17 protein-coding genes are annotated in these 20,715 nt (G+C 74.7%); 14 read left to right on the top strand and 3 right to left on the bottom strand.

Annotated features, from left to right (window positions below; translation table 11 throughout):
• Window positions 1–694 precede the first annotated feature (694 nt).
• From GTY84_RS01530 to GTY84_RS01515, 4 genes are all read left to right on the top strand, one after another.
• A complete protein-coding gene (locus GTY84_RS01530) occupies window positions 695–2,689 on the top strand; it encodes an APC family permease (protein ID WP_161224453.1) in 1,995 nt (664 codons plus the stop codon).
• Between the two features lie 856 nt (window positions 2,690–3,545).
• On the top strand, window positions 3,546–4,592 hold the full coding sequence (locus GTY84_RS01525) for a hypothetical protein (protein ID WP_237531963.1): 1,047 nt from the start codon (window positions 3,546–3,548) through the stop codon (window positions 4,590–4,592).
• Between the two features lie 440 nt (window positions 4,593–5,032).
• Window positions 5,033–5,548 carry a hypothetical protein gene (locus GTY84_RS01520; protein ID WP_161224176.1) on the top strand — a complete coding sequence of 172 codons (516 nt, stop codon included), beginning with the start codon at window positions 5,033–5,035 and terminating at the stop codon, window positions 5,546–5,548.
• A gap of 305 nt (window positions 5,549–5,853) precedes the next feature.
• Window positions 5,854–6,081 (top strand): hypothetical protein, encoded by a 228-nt coding sequence (locus GTY84_RS01515; RefSeq protein WP_161224452.1) that lies wholly within the window; start codon window positions 5,854–5,856, stop codon window positions 6,079–6,081.
• Between the two features lie 49 nt (window positions 6,082–6,130).
• On the opposite strand, the gene tatA is transcribed toward GTY84_RS01515, so the two are convergent.
• On the bottom strand, window positions 6,131–6,382 hold the full coding sequence (tatA, locus tag GTY84_RS01510; protein ID WP_161224175.1) for a Sec-independent protein translocase subunit TatA: 252 nt from the start codon (window positions 6,380–6,382) through the stop codon (window positions 6,131–6,133).
• 160 nt (window positions 6,383–6,542) lie between these two features.
• Between tatA and GTY84_RS01505 the strand changes: the two genes are divergently transcribed.
• Window positions 6,543–8,138 carry an LCP family protein gene (locus GTY84_RS01505; protein WP_161224174.1) on the top strand — a complete coding sequence of 532 codons (1,596 nt, stop codon included), beginning with the start codon at window positions 6,543–6,545 and terminating at the stop codon, window positions 8,136–8,138.
• A 215-nt stretch (window positions 8,139–8,353) separates the two neighbouring features.
• Here GTY84_RS01505 and mgtA read toward each other — a convergent pair whose 3' ends face one another.
• Both mgtA and GTY84_RS01495 read right to left on the bottom strand, forming a co-directional pair.
• Window positions 8,354–10,894, bottom strand: coding sequence for a magnesium-translocating P-type ATPase (gene mgtA, locus GTY84_RS01500; RefSeq protein ID WP_345943321.1), 2,541 nt, complete (start codon window positions 10,892–10,894; stop codon window positions 8,354–8,356).
• A gap of 94 nt (window positions 10,895–10,988) precedes the next feature.
• Complete coding sequence (locus GTY84_RS01495) at window positions 10,989–11,366, bottom strand: metalloregulator ArsR/SmtB family transcription factor (RefSeq protein ID WP_161224172.1); 378 nt, start codon at window positions 11,364–11,366, stop codon at window positions 10,989–10,991.
• 203 nt (window positions 11,367–11,569) lie between these two features.
• Between GTY84_RS01495 and GTY84_RS01490 the strand changes: the two genes are divergently transcribed.
• The 9 genes from GTY84_RS01490 to GTY84_RS01450 form a co-directional block, all read left to right on the top strand.
• Window positions 11,570–12,082, top strand: a complete 513-nt coding sequence (locus tag GTY84_RS01490) for a hypothetical protein (protein ID WP_237531962.1) — start codon at window positions 11,570–11,572, stop codon at window positions 12,080–12,082.
• Window positions 12,083–12,308: 226 nt separating this feature from the next.
• Window positions 12,309–13,868, top strand: coding sequence for an MFS transporter (locus tag GTY84_RS01485; RefSeq protein WP_345943302.1), 1,560 nt, complete (start codon window positions 12,309–12,311; stop codon window positions 13,866–13,868).
• 12 nt (window positions 13,869–13,880) lie between these two features.
• Window positions 13,881–14,258, top strand: coding sequence for an Imm1 family immunity protein (locus GTY84_RS01480; protein ID WP_161224171.1), 378 nt, complete (start codon window positions 13,881–13,883; stop codon window positions 14,256–14,258).
• 895 nt (window positions 14,259–15,153) lie between these two features.
• Entirely contained in the window at window positions 15,154–16,278 is a 1,125-nt protein-coding gene (locus GTY84_RS01475; RefSeq protein ID WP_161224170.1) for an LLM class flavin-dependent oxidoreductase, read from the top strand.
• Window positions 16,275–16,874 (top strand): GNAT family N-acetyltransferase, encoded by a 600-nt coding sequence (locus GTY84_RS01470; protein WP_161224169.1) that lies wholly within the window; start codon window positions 16,275–16,277, stop codon window positions 16,872–16,874. The genes GTY84_RS01475 and GTY84_RS01470 overlap by 4 nt, the downstream gene beginning before the upstream one ends.
• Window positions 16,858–17,874 carry an amino acid ABC transporter permease gene (locus GTY84_RS01465; RefSeq protein ID WP_161224168.1) on the top strand — a complete coding sequence of 339 codons (1,017 nt, stop codon included), beginning with the start codon at window positions 16,858–16,860 and terminating at the stop codon, window positions 17,872–17,874. Before GTY84_RS01470 ends, GTY84_RS01465 begins: the two co-directional genes overlap by 17 nt.
• A complete protein-coding gene (locus GTY84_RS01460) occupies window positions 17,867–18,631 on the top strand; it encodes an amino acid ABC transporter ATP-binding protein (RefSeq protein ID WP_161224167.1) in 765 nt (254 codons plus the stop codon). Before GTY84_RS01465 ends, GTY84_RS01460 begins: the two co-directional genes overlap by 8 nt.
• Before the next feature lie 52 nt (window positions 18,632–18,683).
• Complete coding sequence (locus GTY84_RS01455) at window positions 18,684–19,667, top strand: ABC transporter substrate-binding protein (protein ID WP_161224166.1); 984 nt, start codon at window positions 18,684–18,686, stop codon at window positions 19,665–19,667.
• A 389-nt stretch (window positions 19,668–20,056) separates the two neighbouring features.
• A partial coding sequence (locus tag GTY84_RS01450; RefSeq protein WP_161224165.1) for a M23 family metallopeptidase occupies window positions 20,057–20,715 on the top strand: 659 nt, incomplete at its 3' end.

The raw sequence follows: 20,715 nt of genomic DNA, 5'->3' as shown, positions 1-20,715 counted from the left end.
CCCCCGACACCCCTGCGCGGCCGGGGAATCGGACCGGTGGATCCCAGAAGGCGGCGTAGGGCACGGACATCTGACGTCACGTCGTTCACCTGGGGCACCGGACGGCCTGTACCCGGACATGTTCACCGCCCAGGCCGCGCGGTACGGGCTCCCCGACCCCGGCCCGGACACCGTGCCCGCGCCGCGCGCGGTCCTTTCCGCCCAGGGTCTTCCGTTTGGACCAGGCCGGATCAGGGAGCGGGGTCCGGCGCCGTGCGTCGCAAGGCGGAGGAGGGAGTCAGGGCGGAGCCCTGGCGACCGACGACAACGCGGCGAGGTGCGCTGCCAGACCCCGCGAGCCCGGCGTGATCCAAACGAGAGGCCCCAGCACCGGGAGCCGCGATGACCCGGAGCCGGGCCGCGGAGTCCCGGCCCCCCGGGACGCCGGGCCCGACGGGAGGAACCGGGACGCCGGGCCCCTCCCGTCGCCCGCGCGGGGCCCGGGACTCCCGTACCGCACGGGTGCGCGTACGGCACGGCATCCGTACCGCGCGGACGTTCGACGGCCGAAACCGTGTCCGGCGCGGTGCGGCGACACCGGACGCCCGGGCGCCCGCACCGCGCGTCGCCGCCCCCGGTGCCCACGGCACCGGTCTACGATCACGCCGTGCCGAGGGTGACCGAAACGCTGAAACGCCTGGTCATCGGGCGGGCCATGCGCAGTGAGGAACTGAGCGGGACGCTGCTGCCCAAGCGGCTCGCCCTGCCGATCTTCGCGTCCGACCCGTTGTCCTCCGTCGCCTACGCGACCCAGGAGATCCTGCTCGTCCTCACCCTGGGCGGACTGGCCTATCTGCACTTCACGCCCTGGATCGGGGCCGCGGTCGTCCTGCTGATGGCCGTGGTGGTGCTCTCGTACCGCCAGGTCGTCAACGCCTATCCGAGCGGCGGCGGTTCCTACACGGTCGCCACGGCCAACCTCGGTCCCTCGGCGGGGCTGGTGGTGGGGGCCTCGCTGCTGGTCGACTACGTGATGACGGTGGCGGTGTCGGTTGCCTCCGGGGTGGACAACGTCATCTCGGCGCTGCCCTCGCTGGCGGAGTACCGGGTGCTGATGGCGCTGGGGTTCGTGGCCCTGCTGACGGCGATGAACCTGCGCGGCGTGCGGGAGTCCGGCCGGGTCTTCGCCGCCCCGACCTATCTGTTCACCGGCGGTGTGCTGATCATAGTGGGTACGGGGCTGCTCCGCTGGCTCCTCGGCGACGCCCCCGTCGCCGAGAGCGCCCGCTACGGCATCGCCCCGGCGCAGGGGGACGCGTCACTGGCCGGCGCGGCGCTGGTGATGCTGGTGCTGCGCGCCTTCTCCAGCGGGTGCACGGCGCTGACGGGGGTGGAGGCGATCTCCAACGGCGTACCTGCCTTCCGCCGCCCCAAGTCGAGGAACGCCGCGACCACACTGGCCGCGATGGGGCTGCTCGCGGTCACCATGTTCGCCGGGATCACCACCCTCGCGATCATCGCCGAGGTCCACATCACGGACGACCCCTGCCGGCTCGTCGGGCTGGCCGGCTGCGGCGGGCACACCCAGCGCACCGTCATCGCCCAGCTCGCCTCGGCCGTCTTCGGGGGCAGCACCAGCCCCGGCTTCTACTACATCCAGGCGGCGACGGCCCTGGTCCTGATCCTCGCCGCGAACACCGCCTTCAACGGCTTCCCGCTGCTCGCCTCGTTCCTCGCCGAGAACCGCTACCTGCCGCGCCAGTTGCACAACCGGGGGGACCGGCTCGTCTTCTCCAACGGCATCCTGGCGCTGGCCGCCGTCGCCGGACTCCTCCTCTACGGCTTCCGGGCGAACGTCAGCAACCTGATCCACCTGTACATCCTCGGCGTCTTCACCTCGTTCACGCTCTCCCAGACCGGCATGATCCGGCACTGGAACCGCGTGCTGCGGGCCGGCACCGACCCCGCCGGGCGGCGTCGCCACCGGCTGGCCCGCGCCGTCAACGCCACCGGCGCCGTGATCACCGGACTGGTCCTGGTGATCGTGCTGGCCACCAAGTTCACCCAGGGCGCCTGGATCGCCGTACTCGCCGCGGTCCTGCTGTGGCTGATGATGCGGGGCATCCGGCGCCACTACGACCGGACCGCCGCCGAACTCGCGGTGACCGACCCCCGCGCGGAGAGCGTCCCCCCGTCCCGGGTCCACGCGATCGTGCTCGTCTCCACCCTCCACAAGCCGACCCTGCGCGCCCTGGCCTACGCCCGCGCCTTCCGGCCCGACACACTGGAGGCGGTGACCGTCGCGGTGGACCAGGAGTCGCTGGCGGCGCTGCGGGAGCAGTGGGACGACTTCGGTATCCAGGTGCCGCTGAAGATCCTGCGGTCGCCCTACCGCGAGATCACCCGGCCCGCGGTGGAGTACGTGCGCTCCCTCCACCGCGAGGGCGCCCACGACGTCGTCTCCGTCCTCGTCCCCGAGTACGTCGTCGGCCGGTGGTGGGAGAACCTCCTCCACAACCACTCCGCGCTCTGGCTCAAGAGCCGGCTCCTGTTCATCCCCGGCGTCACGGTGACCAGCGTGCCGTGGCAACTGCCGTCCGCCGCGCATGTGAAGCGGCCCATCGCCCGGGCCCCGGGCTCCGTCCGCCGCGGTGAGCCCCGGTACACCCCCCGCCCCCGCCCGGCCCCGGACTCCCCGCCCTCGGACTGACCGTCCCCGCCGCCCGACCGCCCGGCGCCCATCCGATCGGCGGATGGGCGCACTCTCCTGACGGGACATACGGTCCGACCGCCCGCTCCGCCGGTGATCCCGACGGACCGGCCGGAGCGACCGGACCCCACCGGCGGCCCGACACGACGCGGGCGGACAGCGCCGCCTGCCGCGGGCAGCGAGATCGGCCGGTCCACGCCGAGGGTGACCGGAATTGACTGAACGGCCGCCCGGCCGGGGATCGAAAGCGTGTTCCAGCCATGTGCGGCAGTGGTGCGCATGCGAGACACGGGGTGGGAGTGGCTGGAGTGAGGGCCCATCGGGCCATGGCGGCCGGACCTGTCCACCCGCACCGTGACCTACGGGACCGGAAGGGAGCCCGGAGCATCTGAGGCTGGTGTGACCCGCGCCGGAACGGCCGGTGGAGTACGCCACAGCGGGCCGTTCTTCTGGGACGGTGAGCGCCGGGTTCAAGGGTGTGACGCCTCGTCGGGACACGGGCGGACGCGTACCTCGGCGGGCCTTCACGGCCGTCGCGGGGAGCGAGCTGCCGGAACCGTCCACCCCGAACCGCACGCGCCGCACTCCAGCACTGCCGCACGCGCCGCACTCCAGTACACGCCGCACTGCCGCACTGCCGGACCCGGCGAACGTCCCGCTCCAGCGCGCTCGGCACCCCCGCACGCTCCGCGCTTCGGCACGTCTCCGCGCTTCGGCGGGGTTCGGCACTTCCGCGCCACAGCACCGCGCCGATCCGCACAGACGGCATCGGCCTCACCAACAGGAGGTATCCATGTACGCCCGTACCGCAGCTCCGCCGAACGGACCCGTCCGGGTCGTTCTACTTGTCATGGGCATGTTGGCCACACTGCTGGCCGCCGCCATACCCACCGCCGGCTCCGCTCATGCCGCCGTCCCCGACCAGTACGGATTCGCCTACCTGGACAACCCGACGCCGCCTCCCGGCTACGTGCCCGACCCCAGCCGCCAGTGGGGCAGTTGGGCCTCGCCGTCCACCAACCCCGTCAAGGTCGACCAGATCGGCCTCGGTTCCTACGTGGTGCACTTCCCCCAGATCGCCAGCAGACAGGGGATCGCCCACACCACCGCGGTCAACAGAGTCCCGCACTGGTGCCAGATCGCCGGCTGGCAGCCCGTGGGGAGCGGTGAGGACGTCTACGTGAACTGCTATCTCCCCAGCGGCGCACCCGACAACTCCTCCTTCACCGTCCTCTTCACCACCAGCACCGGCGCTCCCTCCACGCGGACCGGCTCGTACGGCTATGTGCACTCCGACATCAGCGGCGCCGTTCTCACCCAGTACAACTCCGCAGGGGCCGTGAACTCGGTGAGCAAGGGCTCGACCGGCATCTGGAAGGTGTGGCTCCCCAGCCTCGGGGTCTCCACCTTCGCCGGAAACCTCCAGGTCACCGCCGTCGACCCGAAGCAGGGGGCGCGCTGCAAGGTGTCCGACTGGGTGCCGGGCACGTCCGGGCAGACCGTCGAGGTCGCCTGCCACAACGCGTCCAACGCCCCGTACGACACCCGGTGGACCCTGAGCTACGCCTATCAGCGGGCGGTCCACGGACCGGCGTTCCCGCCGAAGTCGTTCGGCCACCTCTGGTACAACGGATCGCTGCCCCCGCTGACCAACTACAACTCCAGCGGTGCCACCAACACCCTCGGCGGCTCGGGAGCGCCCTTCGCCGTCACCATGCCGTCGGTGGCCGTCCCCTCGGACACCGCCCAGGCCACCGCCTTCGGCAAGGGTCCGGAGTACTGCGGCTTCCCCACCCCGTGGGGCAGGACCAGCGGCACGGTCCAACTCTCCGTCAGCTGCTACGGCCCCGGCGGCAAAGCGGTGAAGGCACCCTTCTTCACCGCCTACACCTCGGCGTTCTGACCCCCGCGCTCCGGCGGCCGCCCCCGCGGGTCCCATCCGCGGCCGGCTGACCGGGCCGGTCCGGCCGCGCTCCGGCGGTCGGCCACCGTACGCGATTCGGCGCACCGAGGCGGCGGGCCCCGGTGCGCCGGATCGCTCCGGCTCCCTCGGCGAGCGACAACGTGCGTGAGTGACGCGACCAGCACCTTCCGGGACCGCCGTCCGCCGGGTTCGCCGGCCGGCCCGAGTGCGTCACGGCCCACAACGCCCTCGTGCGCCGAGGCCGCCGGACACCGCACCGTGGTGGGCCTCCCACGGGCCATCCGACCAGGGCCGCGCCCGGCTCGGCCCCCGGGGCGACCCCGGCCCGGCACCCCCCTTGATTCTCATACTTGCGCAATCTCTAAAGTGTAAGAATCCGCGGCGCGCGGTGGAGGGTGGGCGAGAGTGAGGGTGTCACGGTGTTCTCCGATGTCGGTCCGATGGAACTGGTCACGCTGGGGGCGCTCGCCGTGCTCCTCTTCGGCCCGGAGCGGCTGGCGGGCTCACTGCGGACGGTGCGGCGGTTCCTGCGCGCGGTACGGGAGATGTCCGACCGGACCGAGCGGGACATCCGCGCCGAACTGGGTCCGGAGTTCCAGGACTTCCGCTTCGAGGACCTGCGGCGGCCCGACACCCTCGTCCGCAGGCACCTCCTGGACGACGACCGGCTGGGGCTCGACGGGGTCCGCGAGGCACTCGACCCGAGGAGGGAGCTGACGGAGATCGGGGACACCCTGCGGGAGGCGGCGAGCGGCGAGCCCGGACCCGCCTCCGCCGCCCGGGAGCACGCCGGGGACGGGAAGGCGCGGGCGGAGGGGTCGCGGCCGGACGGAGTCTCCCGGGGCGGGACCCCGCCGGGCGGCGCGCCGACGGCCGGGAGCGAGCCGGACGAGGGCGCCCGTTCCGGCACACCGTACGACCCCGACGCCACCTGACGGCGGCCGGCGCGACCGCTCGCGGCCCCGGGGCACCCCGAGCCACGGCCGCACGGACCTCGCTCCGTCCCCGCCGGGCCACGGCGCCCGATCACCGCACGCACCGCACCACCGGCACTACCGGCACTACCGGCACCCCGGGCACCCCGGGCACCCCGGGCACCCCGGGGGGGATTCCACCCGGGTCGCGCCCATTACACTTGCGCAACCTTTAAACTGTTGCCATGACGACGACGCCCGACGCCATCACCCCCGCGGCACCCCCCACGGCCGCCGACACCGCATCCACCATCATCACGTCCGGCATCGCGCCCCCCACCGCCCTCCGGGAGGCCGCCGTACTGGACGGCGGCCCCGCCCACGGGGCGCGCACAACCGTCACCGGGCGCCCCCGCGTGCTCCAGGTGACCGTCCCCTGCCGCACGGAGGGGGCCCCGGAGGGCGTGCGCGTGGAGGCGACGTACGTCTACCGCCTCGACCCCTGCGCGACCGGGGAGCCACTGCGTTACGGCTTCGACCTCGCCAGCCCCTGACCGGCGGGCGGCGGGGCCAGAGCCCCGCGCGACCGGGGGCGGGACGGCCTCAGCGGGCCGCCCCGCCCCCGATGCCGCCACCACCCCCGGCGCCCTCGACGGACCCGGTCCCGCCCGCCTCCGGGGCGGACGCCGGACGGTCGGCGTCCTCCTCCCGCATCGCCTTGGCCTCGCTCTTGAGGATGCGCATCGACCTGCCCACTCCCCTGGCCGCCTCCGGCAGTTTCTTCGAGCCGAACAGCACGAGGATCACGATCGCCACGATCAGCAGGTGCCAGGGTTCCAACGCGTTGCGGAGCATTCCGCCGCCCTTCTCTCGCCGGGGGGCGACGGGCGCGGGACCGGTCCCGCGCCCGTCGCCCCCCGGATTCCATCCTTGCTATATTGCGCAACTGTACAACCATGGGGCGGGTGCGCGTCAGCCTTGCCCTCCCATGGGCCGGACGGACGAAGGCGCGCGGATGACCAGCACCAGCGACCAGGCCACCCCCGCCCGCCACCGTCGGCGCCGGAGCGGGCCGCCCCGCCGCGGAAGGGCGCGCGGCAGGCGTTCCGCCCCGCGCCGCACCCGCCGCCGGATACGGGCGGCACTGGTCGTCGTCCTGTCCCTGGTGGTGCTCGGCACGGCCGGAGCGGGCTGGCTCTACCTCCGGCTGAACGGCGCCATCGACACCTTCGACGCCAAGGGCCTGTCCCGGAGCCGCCCCGAGGCCACCTCCCGGGGCGAGAACATCCTGGTCATCGGCTCCGACGCGCGCACCGGCGGCAACAGCGCGCTCGGCGGCGGCGACCAGGGCGACGTCGGCCGGTCCGACACCGCCTTCCTCCTGCACGTCTACGCCGGTCGCGAGCGCGCCGTGGCCGTCTCCATCCCCCGGGACACCCTGGTGACCGTCCCCCCGTGCCTGCTGCCCGACGGCTCCTGGACCGACCCCAGCCCGGACACCATGTTCAACGCGGCCTTCTCCGTGGGCGGGACGGAGAAGGGCAACCCGGCCTGCACCGTGAACACCGTCGAGCACCTCAGCGGTCTGCGCGTCGACCACACCGTCGTCGTCGACTTCACCGGCTTCGCGGCCCTGACCAGCGCGGTCGGCGGGGTCACCGTGTGCCTGCCGAACGACGTGTACGAGGGGGACCTCAACCCGCACCGGGCCGACCGGGGACGGCTGCTGTTCCCGGAGGGCGAGCAGACCGTCTCGGGGCAGCGGGCGCTGGACTACGTGCGCATCCGGCACGGCATCGGCGACGGCTCCGACATCGGCCGCATCAAGCGCCAGCAGGCGTTCGTCGCCGCCCTGCTCAAGAAGGTGCGCGCCGACGGTCTGACGCCGGGCAGGCTGCTGCCGCTCGCGGAGGCGGCCACGGAGTCGCTCAGCGTCGACCCCGGCCTGGGCTCGGCGGACAAGCTGCTCTCCTTCGCCCTGTCGTTGAAGAACATCGACCTGGGCAACACCACGTTCGTCACGATCCCCTGGCGCTACGCCGGTTCCCGCGTCGCCGTCGTCGAACCGGACGCCTCCCGGCTGTGGGCCGCGCTCCGGGCCGACCGGCCCCTGAACGCGGGGGACGCCGGGGAGGGCGCGGCGCCGTCGGCCACTCCCGGGCCCGGCGCGAGCACCCCGGGCGAGAGCGTCACGGTGGACGTCCGCAACGGCACCACCCGGCCCGGCCTGGCGTCGGAGGCCGCGGCGTTCCTCAGCGGGCGGGGCTTCACCGTCACCGGCATCGGGGACGCCGAACGCCAGGACCACGCGGCCACGGTGGTGCGGCACGGTCCGGGTCTGCGGGAGCGGGCGGAGGCGGTCGCCGCGCTGTTCCCGGGGGCCGAGCTGGAATCCGTCCCGGAGGCGGTCGTCACCCTCGTCCTCGGACAGTCCTACACCACCCCGGACGACCCGGGCGGGGCGACATCGGCCCCGGATCAGGACCCCGCTCCCGGCCGGGACCCGGGCCGAAGCCAGGACCCGGTGGCCGTTCCGTCCTCGGTGACGACGGACGCGCGGCCGGGGGACGCCTCCCCGTGCTCCGACCTGTCCTACGGCTCCGGCGGGTAGGGCGGGGCCGGGGCACCGGCGGGGGCGGCACCGGGGCCTACGGAGCACGGCGGTGCCGCCGGGCGCTCCGCCCGTGACCGGACCCGGCGGCGCCGGGGGTCCCGGTCCGCGGGCACGGCCCCGGCCACACCACGGCCGCGCCGCCCCTGTCCCCCGTCCGCCGCCTACCGCCCGCCGCCTGCCGCCCGCCGCCCGCCGCCCGCCGCCCGCCCGGCCTACACTCGCGTCCCGCCCGGGGCGCGGCGGCGTTCGTAGCGCATCCGGGCGGCCAGCAGTCCGGCGGCGTAGAGCACCAGGACCGCGCCGAGCAGCAGGTAGTACTGGACGGGCAGCGCGGTCAGCCCGAGGACCGGGCCGAGCGGTGAGGGCGGCAGGGCCAGGCCGATCGCGGCGAGGGCGCCCGCCGCCCAGGCCACCGGCCCGGGCCGGTGGCCCCGGGCGGTACGGGCGCCGAGCCGCAGGATCAGCATGACCAGGGCCTGGGTGAGCAGGTTCTCCGTGAACCATCCGGAGTGGAAGACCGCCTCGTCGTCACCCGTCCCGGGGCCGTACAGGGAGAGGGCGAGGACGCCGAAGGTGGCGAGGTCGGCGACGGCGTTGAGCAGCCCGAAGCGGGTGATGAAGCCGAGCAGCGCGCGGGGGCGCAGATCGGCCGGGCGGCGCAGCACGGAGGGGTGCGGGCGGTCGAAGGCGAAGGCGAGCTGGGCCGCGTCGAAGCAGAGGTTCTGGGCGAGCACCTGGACCGGGAGCATCGGCAGGAAGGGCAGGAGCAGCCCGGCGCAGAGCATCGCGAGGACGTTGCCCAGGTTCGAGGACAGGGTGACCCGCAGATAGGAGACGATGTTGCCGCCCGCGTGCCGGCCCGCTCCGATGGCGTGCGTGATCGCGGTGAGGTCCTTGTCGGCGAGCACCACGTCGGCGCCCTCCCGGGCCACGTCGGTGGCGGCGCGCGGGGCGATGCCGACGTCGGCGGCGCGCAGGGCGGGCAGGTCGTTGACGCCGTCGCCGAGGAAACCGACGGTGTGCCCGCCGTCCCGCAGGGCGGCGGTGACCCGGGCCTTGTGCTCGGGGGTGCAGCGGGCGAAGACGGTGGTCCGGTGGACCAGGGCGGCCAGTTCGGCGTCGGGGACGGCGTCGATGCGGGCGGCGGTGAGGACGGCGTCGTCGGGGACGGGGATGCCGAGGTCGGCGCAGGCACGCAGGGCGGTGCCCGGGTGGTCACCGGTGAGGACCTTGACGGCGACACCCCGGTCGGCGAGGACGCCCAGGGCCTCGGCGGCGGTGGGGGCGAGTGCGTCGCGCAGGGTGATCAGCCCGCGCGGGGTCAGTCCGCGGACGTCGGCCGGGAGGTGGCCGCCGCCGCGGCCGGGGCGCTCGGCGGTGGCGACCGCGAGGACCCGCAGCCCGGCGGCGGCGTGCCCGGCGGCGGCGGCCCGCAGCCGCTCCCGTTCGCCGTCGTCGGGCACGCAGCGGTCCAGTACCTCCTCGACGGCACCCTTGACGACCAGGGTGTGGGTGCCGAGGCGGCCGGGAGTGGTCAGCACGGCGGTGGACAGACGGCGCACCGGGTCGAAGGGGAGGGCGGCGATCCCGTCGTGGGTTTGGAGGGCGTCGGGTCCGGCGGCGGCCAGGAGCGCCTCGTCGAGCGCGTCCGGCGCGGGCAGGTCGGCGAGCTGGAGCGTCCACCAGGCGTTGGCGGCGGCCCAGCGCAGCACCTCCGGGTCGTCGCGGCCTTCGGTGTCCAGGGCCCGTTCGACCACCGGGCGGTCCTGGGTGAGGGTGCCGGTCTTGTCCACGCACAGGACGTCGACGGCGCCGAGGTCGTGCAGGGCGGGCAGCCGCTTGACGATCACGCCGTGGGCGCGCGCGAGCAGGGCGGCGCCCCGGGCGAGGCAGCCGGTGACGATGACCGGCAGCATCTCGGGGGTCAGCCCGACGGCCACGGCGACGGCGAACGGCAGCGTCTCCAGCCCCCGGCCGCGCAGGGCGGCGTTGGCCATCAGCACCAGCGGGGGTGTGAGCAGCATGAACCGGATGAGGATCCAGGCGATGCCGTGCACGGAGCGGTCGAAGGCGCTCGCCTCCCGGTGGCCCCCGGCACGGGCGAGGGCGGCGGCGAACCGGGCCCGCGCCCCGGTGGCGACGACGACCGCGGTGGCGCTGCCGGAGGCGACGCTGCTGCCCTGGAAGCAGAGCTCCGGCCGGTCGGGCACGCTCCCCTCGGCATCGCCGGGCGCGTCGAGTGCGGTCTTGGCGACGGGCGCGGACTCGCCCGTGAGGGCGGCCTGGTGGACGCTGAACCCGGTGGCGCGCAGCAGTCGGACGTCGGCCGGCACGAGGTCGCCCGCGCCGAGGCGGACGACGTCGCCGGGGACGAGTTCGGCCACCGGCACCTCGCGGGCGGCCGGTGCGGCGTCCTCGTCGGCGCGGCGCAGCACGGTGGCGGTGCTGGCGACCAGATCGCGCAGCCCCGCCGTGGACCGGTCGGCGCGGTGCTCGCCGGAGGCGCGCAGGGCGCAGCTCACGGTCACCAGGACGAGGGTGACGAGGGCGGTGCCCCAGGAGGCCACGGCGGCCGAGACCAGGCCGAGGCAGAGCAGGACCGCGGTGAAGGGGTCGCGCAGACTGCGGGCGAACAGCAGCGGCCAGGAGGCGTCCCGCCGGGAGGGGAGGGTGTTCTCGCCCAGCCGGGCCAGGCGTTGCCCGGCCTCGGCCCGGGTCAGGCCGCGCGGGCCGGTCTCCAGCCGGCGCAGCACCTCCAGCGCGGTGGGGGCGGCGGCCCCGGCGCCGGGCGGTGCCTGCCGCCCGCCCGGGAGCGTCCCGGTGGCCCGGTCCGGGACGGGGGTGCCCTCAGGCACCGGTCCCGCGCAGCCGCCGCACGGGGGCGGCGGTCCGCCGGTCGTGGGCGGCGAGGCCGCGGGCGGTGAGCTGCCCGACCATCACCCGGACCACGGTCACGATGTCGGGGTCGTCGACGTAGTAGATCTGCCGGCGGCCCTCGCGGCGGGCGCGGACGAGTCCGGCGAGCTTCAGCTTGGCGAGGTGCTGGCTGACCGCGGGCAGGGCTCCGCCGACCCGGTCGGCGAGGTGGGTGACGTCGCTCTCGCCCTGGGCGAGGGCCCACATGATGTGCAGCCGGGCCGAGGAGGCGAGCAGGCCGAAGGCCGCCGCCGCCTCTTCCAGCACCTCCGCGGGCGGGTCCTCGGGGCCACCAGAGTCTGCCGCCACGCTTCTCTCCCGTCCCACCCTGCTCACCTCTGCCGCCGTGCGCGGCCCAGTCTAGGCGGTGCCCCGCGGAACACCGGGCGGACGGGGACGGGGGGGGACGCGCGGGGAGCGGACGGGCGGGGCGGGCCGACCTCCCCTCCTCCGCGCGGGCGGGCCGTGGATAGGCTGCACGGACATGTGATCGGGAACGGGTGGTGGGGGCCATGGGCGTAACCGACGGCGCCAGGCGTCTTCGGCGGGCGGAACTGGGCAGGGCGGCGGTCACGGTGGCCGCCGCGGAGGTGGCGGTCGTCGGCGCGTGCCTCCAGGCGTCCCTGCCCTGGTGGGCGGTGGTGGGCGCGGCCCTGGTGGTGGCCGGTCCCGCCGGCTGGACGGGGCTGAGGATCGGCCGTCGCGCGGGGGTGCGCGCCCGTTCCCTGGAACAGGGCGAGACGGTCCTCGGTACGTACACGGTCCGGCCGCCGTACACCGAGCACACCCCGCCCGCCGCCCACGAGGGCCCGCAGTACCAGTTGATGGCGACCAGCCTCGGCCTGCGGATGTGGGAGCGCTCCGTCCTGCTGTGGTGGCAGCCCTGGCCGGAACTGCGCGTCCTCACCGACGGCCCGCGCCTGCGCGTCCACCACGGCGGCGAGGAGATCGCGGCCATGCTGCTGGAGCCGCCGACGGCGGCGCGGGAGATACGACTCATCGCCGAGCGGCGCACGACGCGCTGAGCACGGGCGGCGGCCCCGGCCCAGGGTTCCGGCCTCGGCCCCGGCAGGTCGGGAGACGCGTTCTCCCGCCCGCCCCGGCCCCCTCACGGGCGGCCTCCCGCGCGCCCGGGGCGACGGCGCCCCGGACCCGCCGGTCCTGCCCCTCGTGGGCGATCTTCGGCGCTCCGGCCGGGGCACCGGCGCGTTCCTCCCGCTCACCTGCGGCGGGCGGCGGCAAGCTGGGCACGTGAACGGAACGGAAGACGGCTCCGGGGGTCTGCGGCTGGCCTCGGCACGGGGTCGCTGGGTGCTGGCCTGTGTCGTGCTCGCGTCCGGGATGGCCATGCTCGACGGGACGGTCGTCAACGTGGCCCTCCCCCGGATGGGCCGCGATCTGGGGGCGTCGCTGTCCGTGCTCCAGTGGGTCGTCAACGCCTACATGCTGACGCTCTCCTCGCTGATCCTCTGGGGCGGCGCGCTCGGCGACCGGCTGGGCCGACGGCGGACGCTGGTGCTGGGGGCCGCCTGGTTCGCCGGGGCCTCGGCGCTGTGCGGTCTCGCGCCCGACGAGTACGTCCTCATCGCCGCCCGCGCGCTGCAGGGCGTGGGCGGCGCGCTGCTCACCCCGGGCTCGCTGGCGCTGGTGCGGGCCTCCTTCCACCCCGACGACCAGTCGCGAGCGGTGGGGGCCTGGTCCGGACTGACCGGGGTGGCCGGCGCGCTGGGCCCGTTCCTCGGGGGCTGGCTGATCGACGGCCCGGGGTGGCGGTGGATCTTCCTGATCAACGTGCCGATCGCGGTGGCCGTGGTGGCCACCGCCCTCTTCTTCGTCCCCGAGAGCCGTGATCCCTCGGCCGCCGGGCGTCCGTTCGACACGCTCGGCGCGTGCCTGGCGGCGGTGGCGCTGGGGGGTGTGAGCTACGCGCTGATCAGCGCAACGCCGGGCGGTTCCGCGGTGCGGGTCGCCGTGCCGGCGGTGGTCGCCGTGGCGGCGGGTGCCGCGTTCCTGACCGTGGAGCGCCGGTCGGCGAACCCGATGATGCCGCTGTCGCTCTTCTCCTCAAGGCTGTTCTCGGCCACCAACGGCATGACGCTGTACCTGTACGCGGCCATCGGCGGCATCCTGTTCCTGCTGCCCGTCCAGCTCCAGATCGCGCTCGGGTACGACGCGTTGCAGGCCGGGCTCGCCACCCTGCCCATCACCCTGCTGATGCTGCTGCTCTCCGCCCGCGCGGGCGCCCTGGCCAAGCGGGTGGGCCCGGCGCCTCCCCTGATCGCGGGGCCCCTGGTGGCCGCGGGCGGCGCGCTGCTCCTGCTGCGCGTCGGACCGCGTTCCGCGTACCTCCCGGACATCCTCCCGCCGGTCGTGGTGATGGGACTGGGCATGAGCCTGTTCGTCGCGCCCCTCACGGCCACCGTGCTGGCCTCCGTCGACTCCGGGCACGCGGGACTGGCGAGCGGGGTCAACAACACCGCGGCACGCGTGGCCCAGCTCCTGATCGTGGCCGCGCTGCCGCTGCTGGTGGGGCTCTCGGGGGACGCGTACACCTCCGGCGCCGCGGTCGACCGGTCCTTCCACCGGGCCGCCGTCGTCACCGCCGTCCTGTTCCTCGCCGCCTCGGTGACGGCGGTGGTGTTCGTCCGTCCCCGGCGCGTGCGCCGCCGTGTGGTGGAGGCACCGAGCCCGCTGTGCCGCTCCCATCTCTCCCTGAACTGCCCGCCGTTGGAGCCCGGCCCCCGGGAGGCCGCGTCGCGGGAGGGGGACGCCGACGACGGCACCGGGGCCCGGGGGGCGGCGCGGCCATGAGATCGTCGTGCCGTGGACGAGACATGGGTGGTCCGGGACGACGGCGATGTCCCCGTGGCCCCGGAAGAGGTGCTGGAGATCCTGCGGGCCCGGATCGGCGGGGGGCGGCTGGAGACCTGGCTGACCGCTTCGTCGGGGCGCTCGCTGGCCTTGGTGACCAACGGTGAGCGGGCCATGGTGATGCTGCTCGCCGGGGAGGGCGATCCCGGTGAGCACGCCGTGGATCCGGGAGCCGGTGACTGGAGCGACGGGTTCGTCCTCGCGAACGGGCAGGACGACGAGTACCCGGACGAGGACACCGTGCCGCTCGACGAGGCGTACCGGATCGTGGAGCACCTCGTACGGACGGGCCACTGGCCGACGGACGCCCGCTGGGTGTCGGATCGCTGAGCCGACCAGCACCGGGCGGGGTCGGCCCCGCGGCGCGCCGGCGCGGCGGCCGGTCCGGCGCGGCGGCGCACAGGGCCCGGGTGCCATGGGCTTGCGTCCGAGCCCGTACCCCCGGAACGGTCGGACGGGGCGGTATCGGGCGGGGCGGTCGGGGTCCGGTCACGCGGGCGGGCTCCCACGGGGGGCAAGCCCCCTGCTCTGTAAGGGCGTTCACGCCGCACCGGGTATCCCGTAGGGCCCCGGGCCCGCCGCGGTCCACGCCGCCGACTCACGCCGCCCGCCCTCATCGCCGGTTCGCGCCGCCGACCCGCACCGCAGCGGACCGCGGGTCGCTCCGCGAGCCCCGGAACCGCCCGTACGGCCGTCTCACCCCGTGGCTCGCACGTGTCAACTGCCCCTGATGTGAACAGGGTTGGTCCGTCATGCGATCCCCGGTTGACGAGCGGCCGGATCTCCTGCTCAATTGACCGCATGAATGGCGAGCAGCACCTGGTCACCCGTGACCACATCGACTTCGGTCGCGTGTGGTCCGCCTCGTGTTGCCGCTGAACCGGCAGCGGGCCGCCTGACCGGCCCGCCCCTCTCCCGGTGTCCGGGCCCCGAGCCCGCGCCCTCCCCCTCTCGGCGCCGCACACCCCGCTGACCCTCGCGGTCCCCGCGCGGGGCGGAGACCCCGAGCCCGGACGCACGGCGCGGTCTCTCTGAACACCGGCTCACCACCGTCCGGTTGAGGGCGAACCGCCGTCCCCGCACACCCCGTACCCCCGTACCCCCACACCCCCGCACCCGGGACCTGTCGTTCCCGGGACACCGGGCCGATCCCCCGTTCCGTCACCGTGCCGTCCGCCCGCCCGTCCGGGCACGGCTCCCACGACCTCACGAAGGGCCAACTCCCGTGCCAGTGGAATTCCTGGGCATCGCCGCCACCCACGACGGCTCCGAGACCACCCCGCGCTCCGGCGCCGCCTTCGACAAGGAGTACACGCTGCGGCTGGCCCGGGCGCACGAGGACCACGGATGGGACCGGGTGCTGTTCGCCTACGGTTCCGGTTCGCCCGACCCCGCGCAGGCCGCCGCGTTCGTCGCCGGACGGCTGGACCGGCTCCAACTCCTGCTCGCCCACCGCCCCAACGTCTCCTATCCGACCTTCGCCGCGAAGACCTTCGCCACCCTCGACCAGATCAGCGAGGGGCGGCTGACGGTGCACTTCATCACCGGCGGCAACGACCACGAGCAGGGCCGCGAGGGCGACACCCTCGGCAAGGACGCACGCTACTCCCGCACCCTCGAGTACATCCGGATCGTGAAGCGGATCTGGACCAGCACCGAACCCTTCGACCACGAGGGCGAGCACTACCGCTTCCACGACTTCGTCAGCGATGTCCGCCCCGCCCAACAGCCGCGCCCGAAGGTGTCGTTCGGCGGCTCCTCACCGGCCGCCTACGCCGCCGGGGCCGCCGAGGCGGACGTCTACTGCCTGTGGGGGGAGCCGCTGGAGCGGACCGCCGAGCAGATCCGGCGGGTGCGGGCCGCCGCCGAGGAGGCGGGACGCACCGATGTGCCGCGCATCCAGGTGGCGTTCCGCCCGATCATCGCCCCCACCGAGGAACTGGCCTGGGAGAAGGCCCACCGCACGCTCGGCGCCATCCGGAGCCGGCGCGAGGCCCTGCCGGCCCGCAGTCGCGGCGGCGCCCCCGAGAACACCGGTTCGCAGCGGCTGGTCGCCATCGCGGAAGCGGGCGAGCGCTACGACCGCGCCCTGTGGACCCCGACCGCCGCCGCCACCGGCGGCGCGGGCAACTCCAACGCCCTGGTCGGCACCCCGGAGACGGTCGCGCGGGCCCTGCTGGACTACTACGACCTCGGCGTCGACATCCTCTCCGCCCGGGGCTACGACCTGCTGGAAGACGCCGTCGACTTCGGCCGGCACGTGATCCCCCTGGTGCGCGAGGAGGTCGCCAGGCGCGATGCCGAGCGCGTGGTCCGGGCGGCGCACACCCCCGCGGCGGTGGGCCGATGACCCCGGTGGCCCGGCCGCCGTCCCCGACGGCCGGGCCGGACTTCGTCCATGTGCCGGTCTCCGACCCGAAGGTCGGGCCCCTGCTGCGGGAACTCGGCCGCGAGTACACCGAGCGCTACGGCCCCCAGGCCCGCGCCGAGATCGCCCGCTACCCCGACGAGGAGTTCACCCCGCCGTACGGAGGGCTGCTGCTCCTGCTGCTGGAGGACGGCGAGGCGGTGGCGGGCGGGGCCTTCCGCCGCTACGACGCGACCACGGCCGAACTGAAGCGGATCTGGACGCACTCGGCCCACCGGCGGCGCGGACTGGCCCGCCGCGTGGTGGCCGCCCTGGAACGGGAGGCGGCCGCGCGCGGCTACCGGCGCGTCTACCTGACCACCGGGCCCCGGCAGCCCGAGGCCCGGAGCCTGTACCTGGCCACGGGCTACACCCCGCTGTTCGACACGGAGGCCGCCCCGGGGACCGTCGACCCGGTCCCCTTCGAGAAGCACCTGCCGGCGGAGCCCGGAGCGGCGCCCGGCCGGCCCGCGCGGGACCGGTTCACCCATGTACGTGCCAGAGACGAGCAGGAACGACACGATGACCTCCACCGCTGACGCCGCACCACCCGGCGCCCTCACCGGCACCCCCGCCCCGCCCCCCGCGGGGGACCCGGACGTCCTCGGGGCCGTCCCCGTCCGCCACTACGCCCGCTGGGCTGCGGCAGTCGCCGTCGCCGTGCTGGCCGCCCAGTTCGTCCACGGGCTGGTCACCAACCCCGTCTGGGAATGGGGCGTCTTCCGCGACTACGTCCTGTCCGAGACGATCGTCCAGGCGGTCTGGGTGACCCTCCAGCTCACCGCGTACGCCACGGTGCTGGGCTTCCTGCTGGGGACGGTGCTGGCGTTCATGCGGCTGTCGCGCAGTCCGGTACTGCGGACCGTCGCCTGGGCCTACATCTGGATCTTCCGATCCATCCCGATGATCGTCCAGTTGGTGTTCTGGTTCAATCTGAGCGCGCTGTACAGGGAGTTGGGGGTCGGCGTGCCCTTCGGGCCGGTGTTCTGGTCCGTCGACAGCAACAGCCTGATCGGCACCATCGGGGCCGCCGTGATCGGCCTGACCCTCCATCAGGCCGCCTACGCCGCCGAGATCGTCCGGGGCGGTGTGCTCTCCGTCGACCCCGGACAGCTGGAGGCCGCGGCGGCGCTGGGCGTCCCCCGGCTGCGGCAGATCCGCCGGATCGTGCTGCCCCAGGCCATGCGGGCGATCCTGCCCACGGCGGGCAACGAGATCATCGGCCTGCTCAAGGGCACCTCGGTGGTCTACGTGATGTCCATCGGCGAGCTGTTCTACCAGGTGCAGGTGATCTACGGCCGCAACGGGCGGGTGGTGCCGCTGCTGCTGGTCGCCACCGCCTGGTACGTGGTGCTGACCTCGCTGCTGTCGGTCGCCCAGTACTACGTGGAGCGCCGCTACGCGCGGGGCACCGACCGAACCCCGCCGCCCTCCCCCCTGGGGCGCGCCCGCGGCCTGGTACGCGGCCCGCGCGCGGCGGCCGTCCGGACCGCCCCGTCCGTGAAGGGTCCGGTCCACCGGGAGGCGTCCGGTGAGTGAGTTCATGGTGGAGGTCCGCGGCGTCCACAAGAGCTACGGCGCCACGGAGGTGCTGCGGGGGGTCGACCTGACGGTCCGTGCCGGTGAGGTGACCGTCGTCCTCGGCCCGTCCGGGTCCGGCAAGTCCACGCTGCTGCGCACCGTCAACCGCCTGGAGCGGGCCGACCGCGGCTGGGTCGCGGTCGACGGCGAGCTGATCGGGTACCGCCGCGCGGGCGGCCGGCTGTACGAGCTGAGGGAGCGGGACATCCTGAAGCAGCGCACCCACATCGGGTTCGTCTTCCAGGACTTCCACCTCTTCCCGCACCTGACCGTGCTGGACAACCTCGTCGAGGCGCCCGTCTCCGCACTGCGGCGCCGCCGCACCGAGGTGGCGGCGGAGGCCCTCCGGCTGCTGGAGCGGGTCGGCCTCGCCGACCGGGCGGACGCCTACCCGCGCCAGCTCTCGGGCGGCCAGCAGCAGCGGGTGGCCATCGCCCGCGCGCTGGCCCTGCGGCCGAAGGTGCTGCTCTTCGACGAGCCCACCTCGGCTCTCGACCCGGAACTCGTCGGCGAGGTCCTCGACGTCATCAGGGACCTGGCCCGCTCCGGAACCACCATGATCGTCGTGACCCACGAGATCGGCTTCGCCCGCGAGGCCGCCGACACCGTGGTGTTCATGGACGGCGGCACCGTGGTGGAGCAGGGGCCGCCGTCGGACGTCCTGGACCGTCCGCGCCACGAGCGCACCCGCGCCTTCCTCGCCAAGGTCCTCTGACCGCCGCCGCCCTCCACTCACCGTTCCACCCGCTCACGCAAGGAGAACCACCATGCCCACCCGCCCCGCCCGCCGCACCGCCGCGGTCGCCCTCGGCCTCGCCTCGGCCCTCGTCCTCGCCGCCTGCGGCAACCCCTCCGACGGGGCCGCGACCGGAGCGGCGGCCACCGGGAGCGCCGCGGCCCGGGCCAACACGGGCCCCGACCAGAAGCGCATCACCACGCCCACGGTCGACTCCATCGCCGCCGAGGTCCCCGAGGCCATCCGGCGGAGAGGCACCCTTGAGATCGTCAACTCCCCCGGCTCAGCCGGGCCGCTCACCTTCTACGCCACCGACAACAAGACCGTGATCGGTGTCGAGACCGACCTCGCGCACCTCGTCGCGGGCGTCCTCGGACTCGAACCGCGCGTCCACCCCGCCTCCTGGGAGAACATGTTCGTCGGCCTGGACAGCGGCAAGTACGACGTCGGCATCGGCAACATCACCGTCACCGAGGAGCGCAAGGACAAGTACGACTTCGCCTCCTACCGCGAGGACCACCTCGCCTTCCAGGCGAAGAAGGGCAGCGGTCTGAAGGTCACCGGGCCCGAGGACGTGGCCGGGAAGAGGGTCGCGGTGAGCAGCGGCACCAACCAGGAGAAGCTGCTCGTCGAGTGGAGCGAGGAGAACGTGCGGGCGGGGCGCGCTCCGGTGGACATCAAGTACTTCCAGCACGAGAGCGACACCTACCTCGCTCTGCGGTCCGGCCGGATCGACCTGCACCTCGGCCCCAACCCGACCGCCGCCTACCGCGCGGCCACCACGGGCGACACGGAGGTCGTCGGCACCTACTCCGGCGGCGGCGCCACCCTCCAGGGCCTCATCGCGGCCACCACCAAGAAGGACAACGGCCTGGTCAAGGCGCTCGCCGACGCCCTCAACGAGGTCATCGGCAACGGCACGTACGCCAAGGTGCTGAAGCGCTGGAGCCTGGCCGGCGAGTCCGTGGCGAAGTCGGAGATCAACCCGCCGGGCCTGCCCCGGACCAACAAGTAGCGCCTGCGCGAGGGGAATCCGGTGCCCCGGGGGCGGCGCGGTGCCGCCCCCGGGGCCGCCCGTCGCGGCGGGACCCCGGCCGGACCGGGGCGACCCGCTTGTAGGCGAGTCGGGTGGGAACGCGTCGGGTCCGGTGGCGGCGACCGCTGCTTCAGGCAGGCGGCCTTGCAGGGGTGTGCGGGGTCGGCCAGGATGGCGACGCTCCCGGCCACCGCTCCGGTCCACCGTCGCGGCCCGGCCCGCTCCCGGCCGAAAGGCGCCCCCGCGGCGCGCCCGGGGACCGGCCTACCCGTCGCCCCCGGGCGGTCCGCCGTCGGCCGGCCCCGGTCGGCGGGGCGCGGACGGGTGCCGTTCCCGCGCGGTCGTGTTCCGGCTCCACGGAGGTGCTCATGCGTCGTCGTACCGCTGCCGCCCTGGCACTGCTGCTCGCCTGTCCGGGGGGTCTGCTGCCGGCCGGGGCCGTGTCCGCCGCCCCGGGCGCCCCGTTCCGGCTGCCCTATCCCGCCGGATCGGCGTACACGATCACTCAGACGCCGGGCAGCGGCTACTCGCACAACGACGCCTACAACCGCCACGCCGTCGACTTCGCGCTCCCCAGCGGTACTCCGGTGGTCGCCTCCGCCGCGGGCACCGTCCGCTTCGAGGGGTGGTCGGCGGGCGGCGGGATCATGGCGCTGATCGACCACGGCGGCAACCGGTGCAGCCAGTACGCGCACCTCGGTTCCACGATCGTCGACGCCGGGAACACGGTGGCGCTCGGGCAGCGGATCGGCACGTCCGGGGCCACCGGCAACGCCACCGGTCCCCATCTGCACTGGAACATCGTGTACTGCGACAGCCAACTCAGCCGGGAGATCCCCGACTCGGTCGAGACCGGGACCTCCTACCCGACGGGGTACGCGCCGGTGAGCCGGAACGGCGGGCAGGTGCTGCGGCCCGATGGCGAGCGGGTGTCCGACTTCAGCGGCGACGGCGCCGCCGATGTCCTCGGCGTCGACGCCAACGGCGACCTGCTGTACTACCCCAACAACGGCTACCGGCTCTCCCC

This window comes from Streptomyces sp. SID8352 (genome assembly GCF_009862265.1).
Taxonomy (GTDB): Bacteria; Actinomycetota; Actinomycetes; order Streptomycetales; family Streptomycetaceae; genus Streptomyces.
The sequence above is the reverse complement of the archived record's forward strand: the minus strand, read 5'-3'. Positions and strand labels throughout refer to the sequence as shown.

What these genes read in the sequence shown, in the direction of transcription:
- GTY84_RS01455 (WP_161224166.1), top strand. Translation starts at nt 18,684, where the DNA reads ATGCCCACCCGCCCCGCCCGCCGCACCGCCGCGGTCGCCCTCGGCCTC.
- GTY84_RS01470 (WP_161224169.1), top strand. Translation starts at nt 16,275, where the DNA reads ATGACCCCGGTGGCCCGGCCGCCGTCCCCGACGGCCGGGCCGGACTTC.
- GTY84_RS01530 (WP_161224453.1), top strand. Translation starts at nt 695, where the DNA reads ATGCGCAGTGAGGAACTGAGCGGGACGCTGCTGCCCAAGCGGCTCGCC.
- GTY84_RS01490 (WP_237531962.1), top strand. Translation starts at nt 11,570, where the DNA reads ATGGGCGTAACCGACGGCGCCAGGCGTCTTCGGCGGGCGGAACTGGGC.
- tatA (WP_161224175.1), bottom strand. Translation starts at nt 6,382, where the DNA reads ATGCTCCGCAACGCGTTGGAACCCTGGCACCTGCTGATCGTGGCGATC.
- GTY84_RS01505 (WP_161224174.1), top strand. Translation starts at nt 6,543, where the DNA reads ATGACCAGCACCAGCGACCAGGCCACCCCCGCCCGCCACCGTCGGCGC.
- GTY84_RS01525 (WP_237531963.1), top strand. Translation starts at nt 3,546, where the DNA reads ATGTTGGCCACACTGCTGGCCGCCGCCATACCCACCGCCGGCTCCGCT.
- GTY84_RS01465 (WP_161224168.1), top strand. Translation starts at nt 16,858, where the DNA reads ATGACCTCCACCGCTGACGCCGCACCACCCGGCGCCCTCACCGGCACC.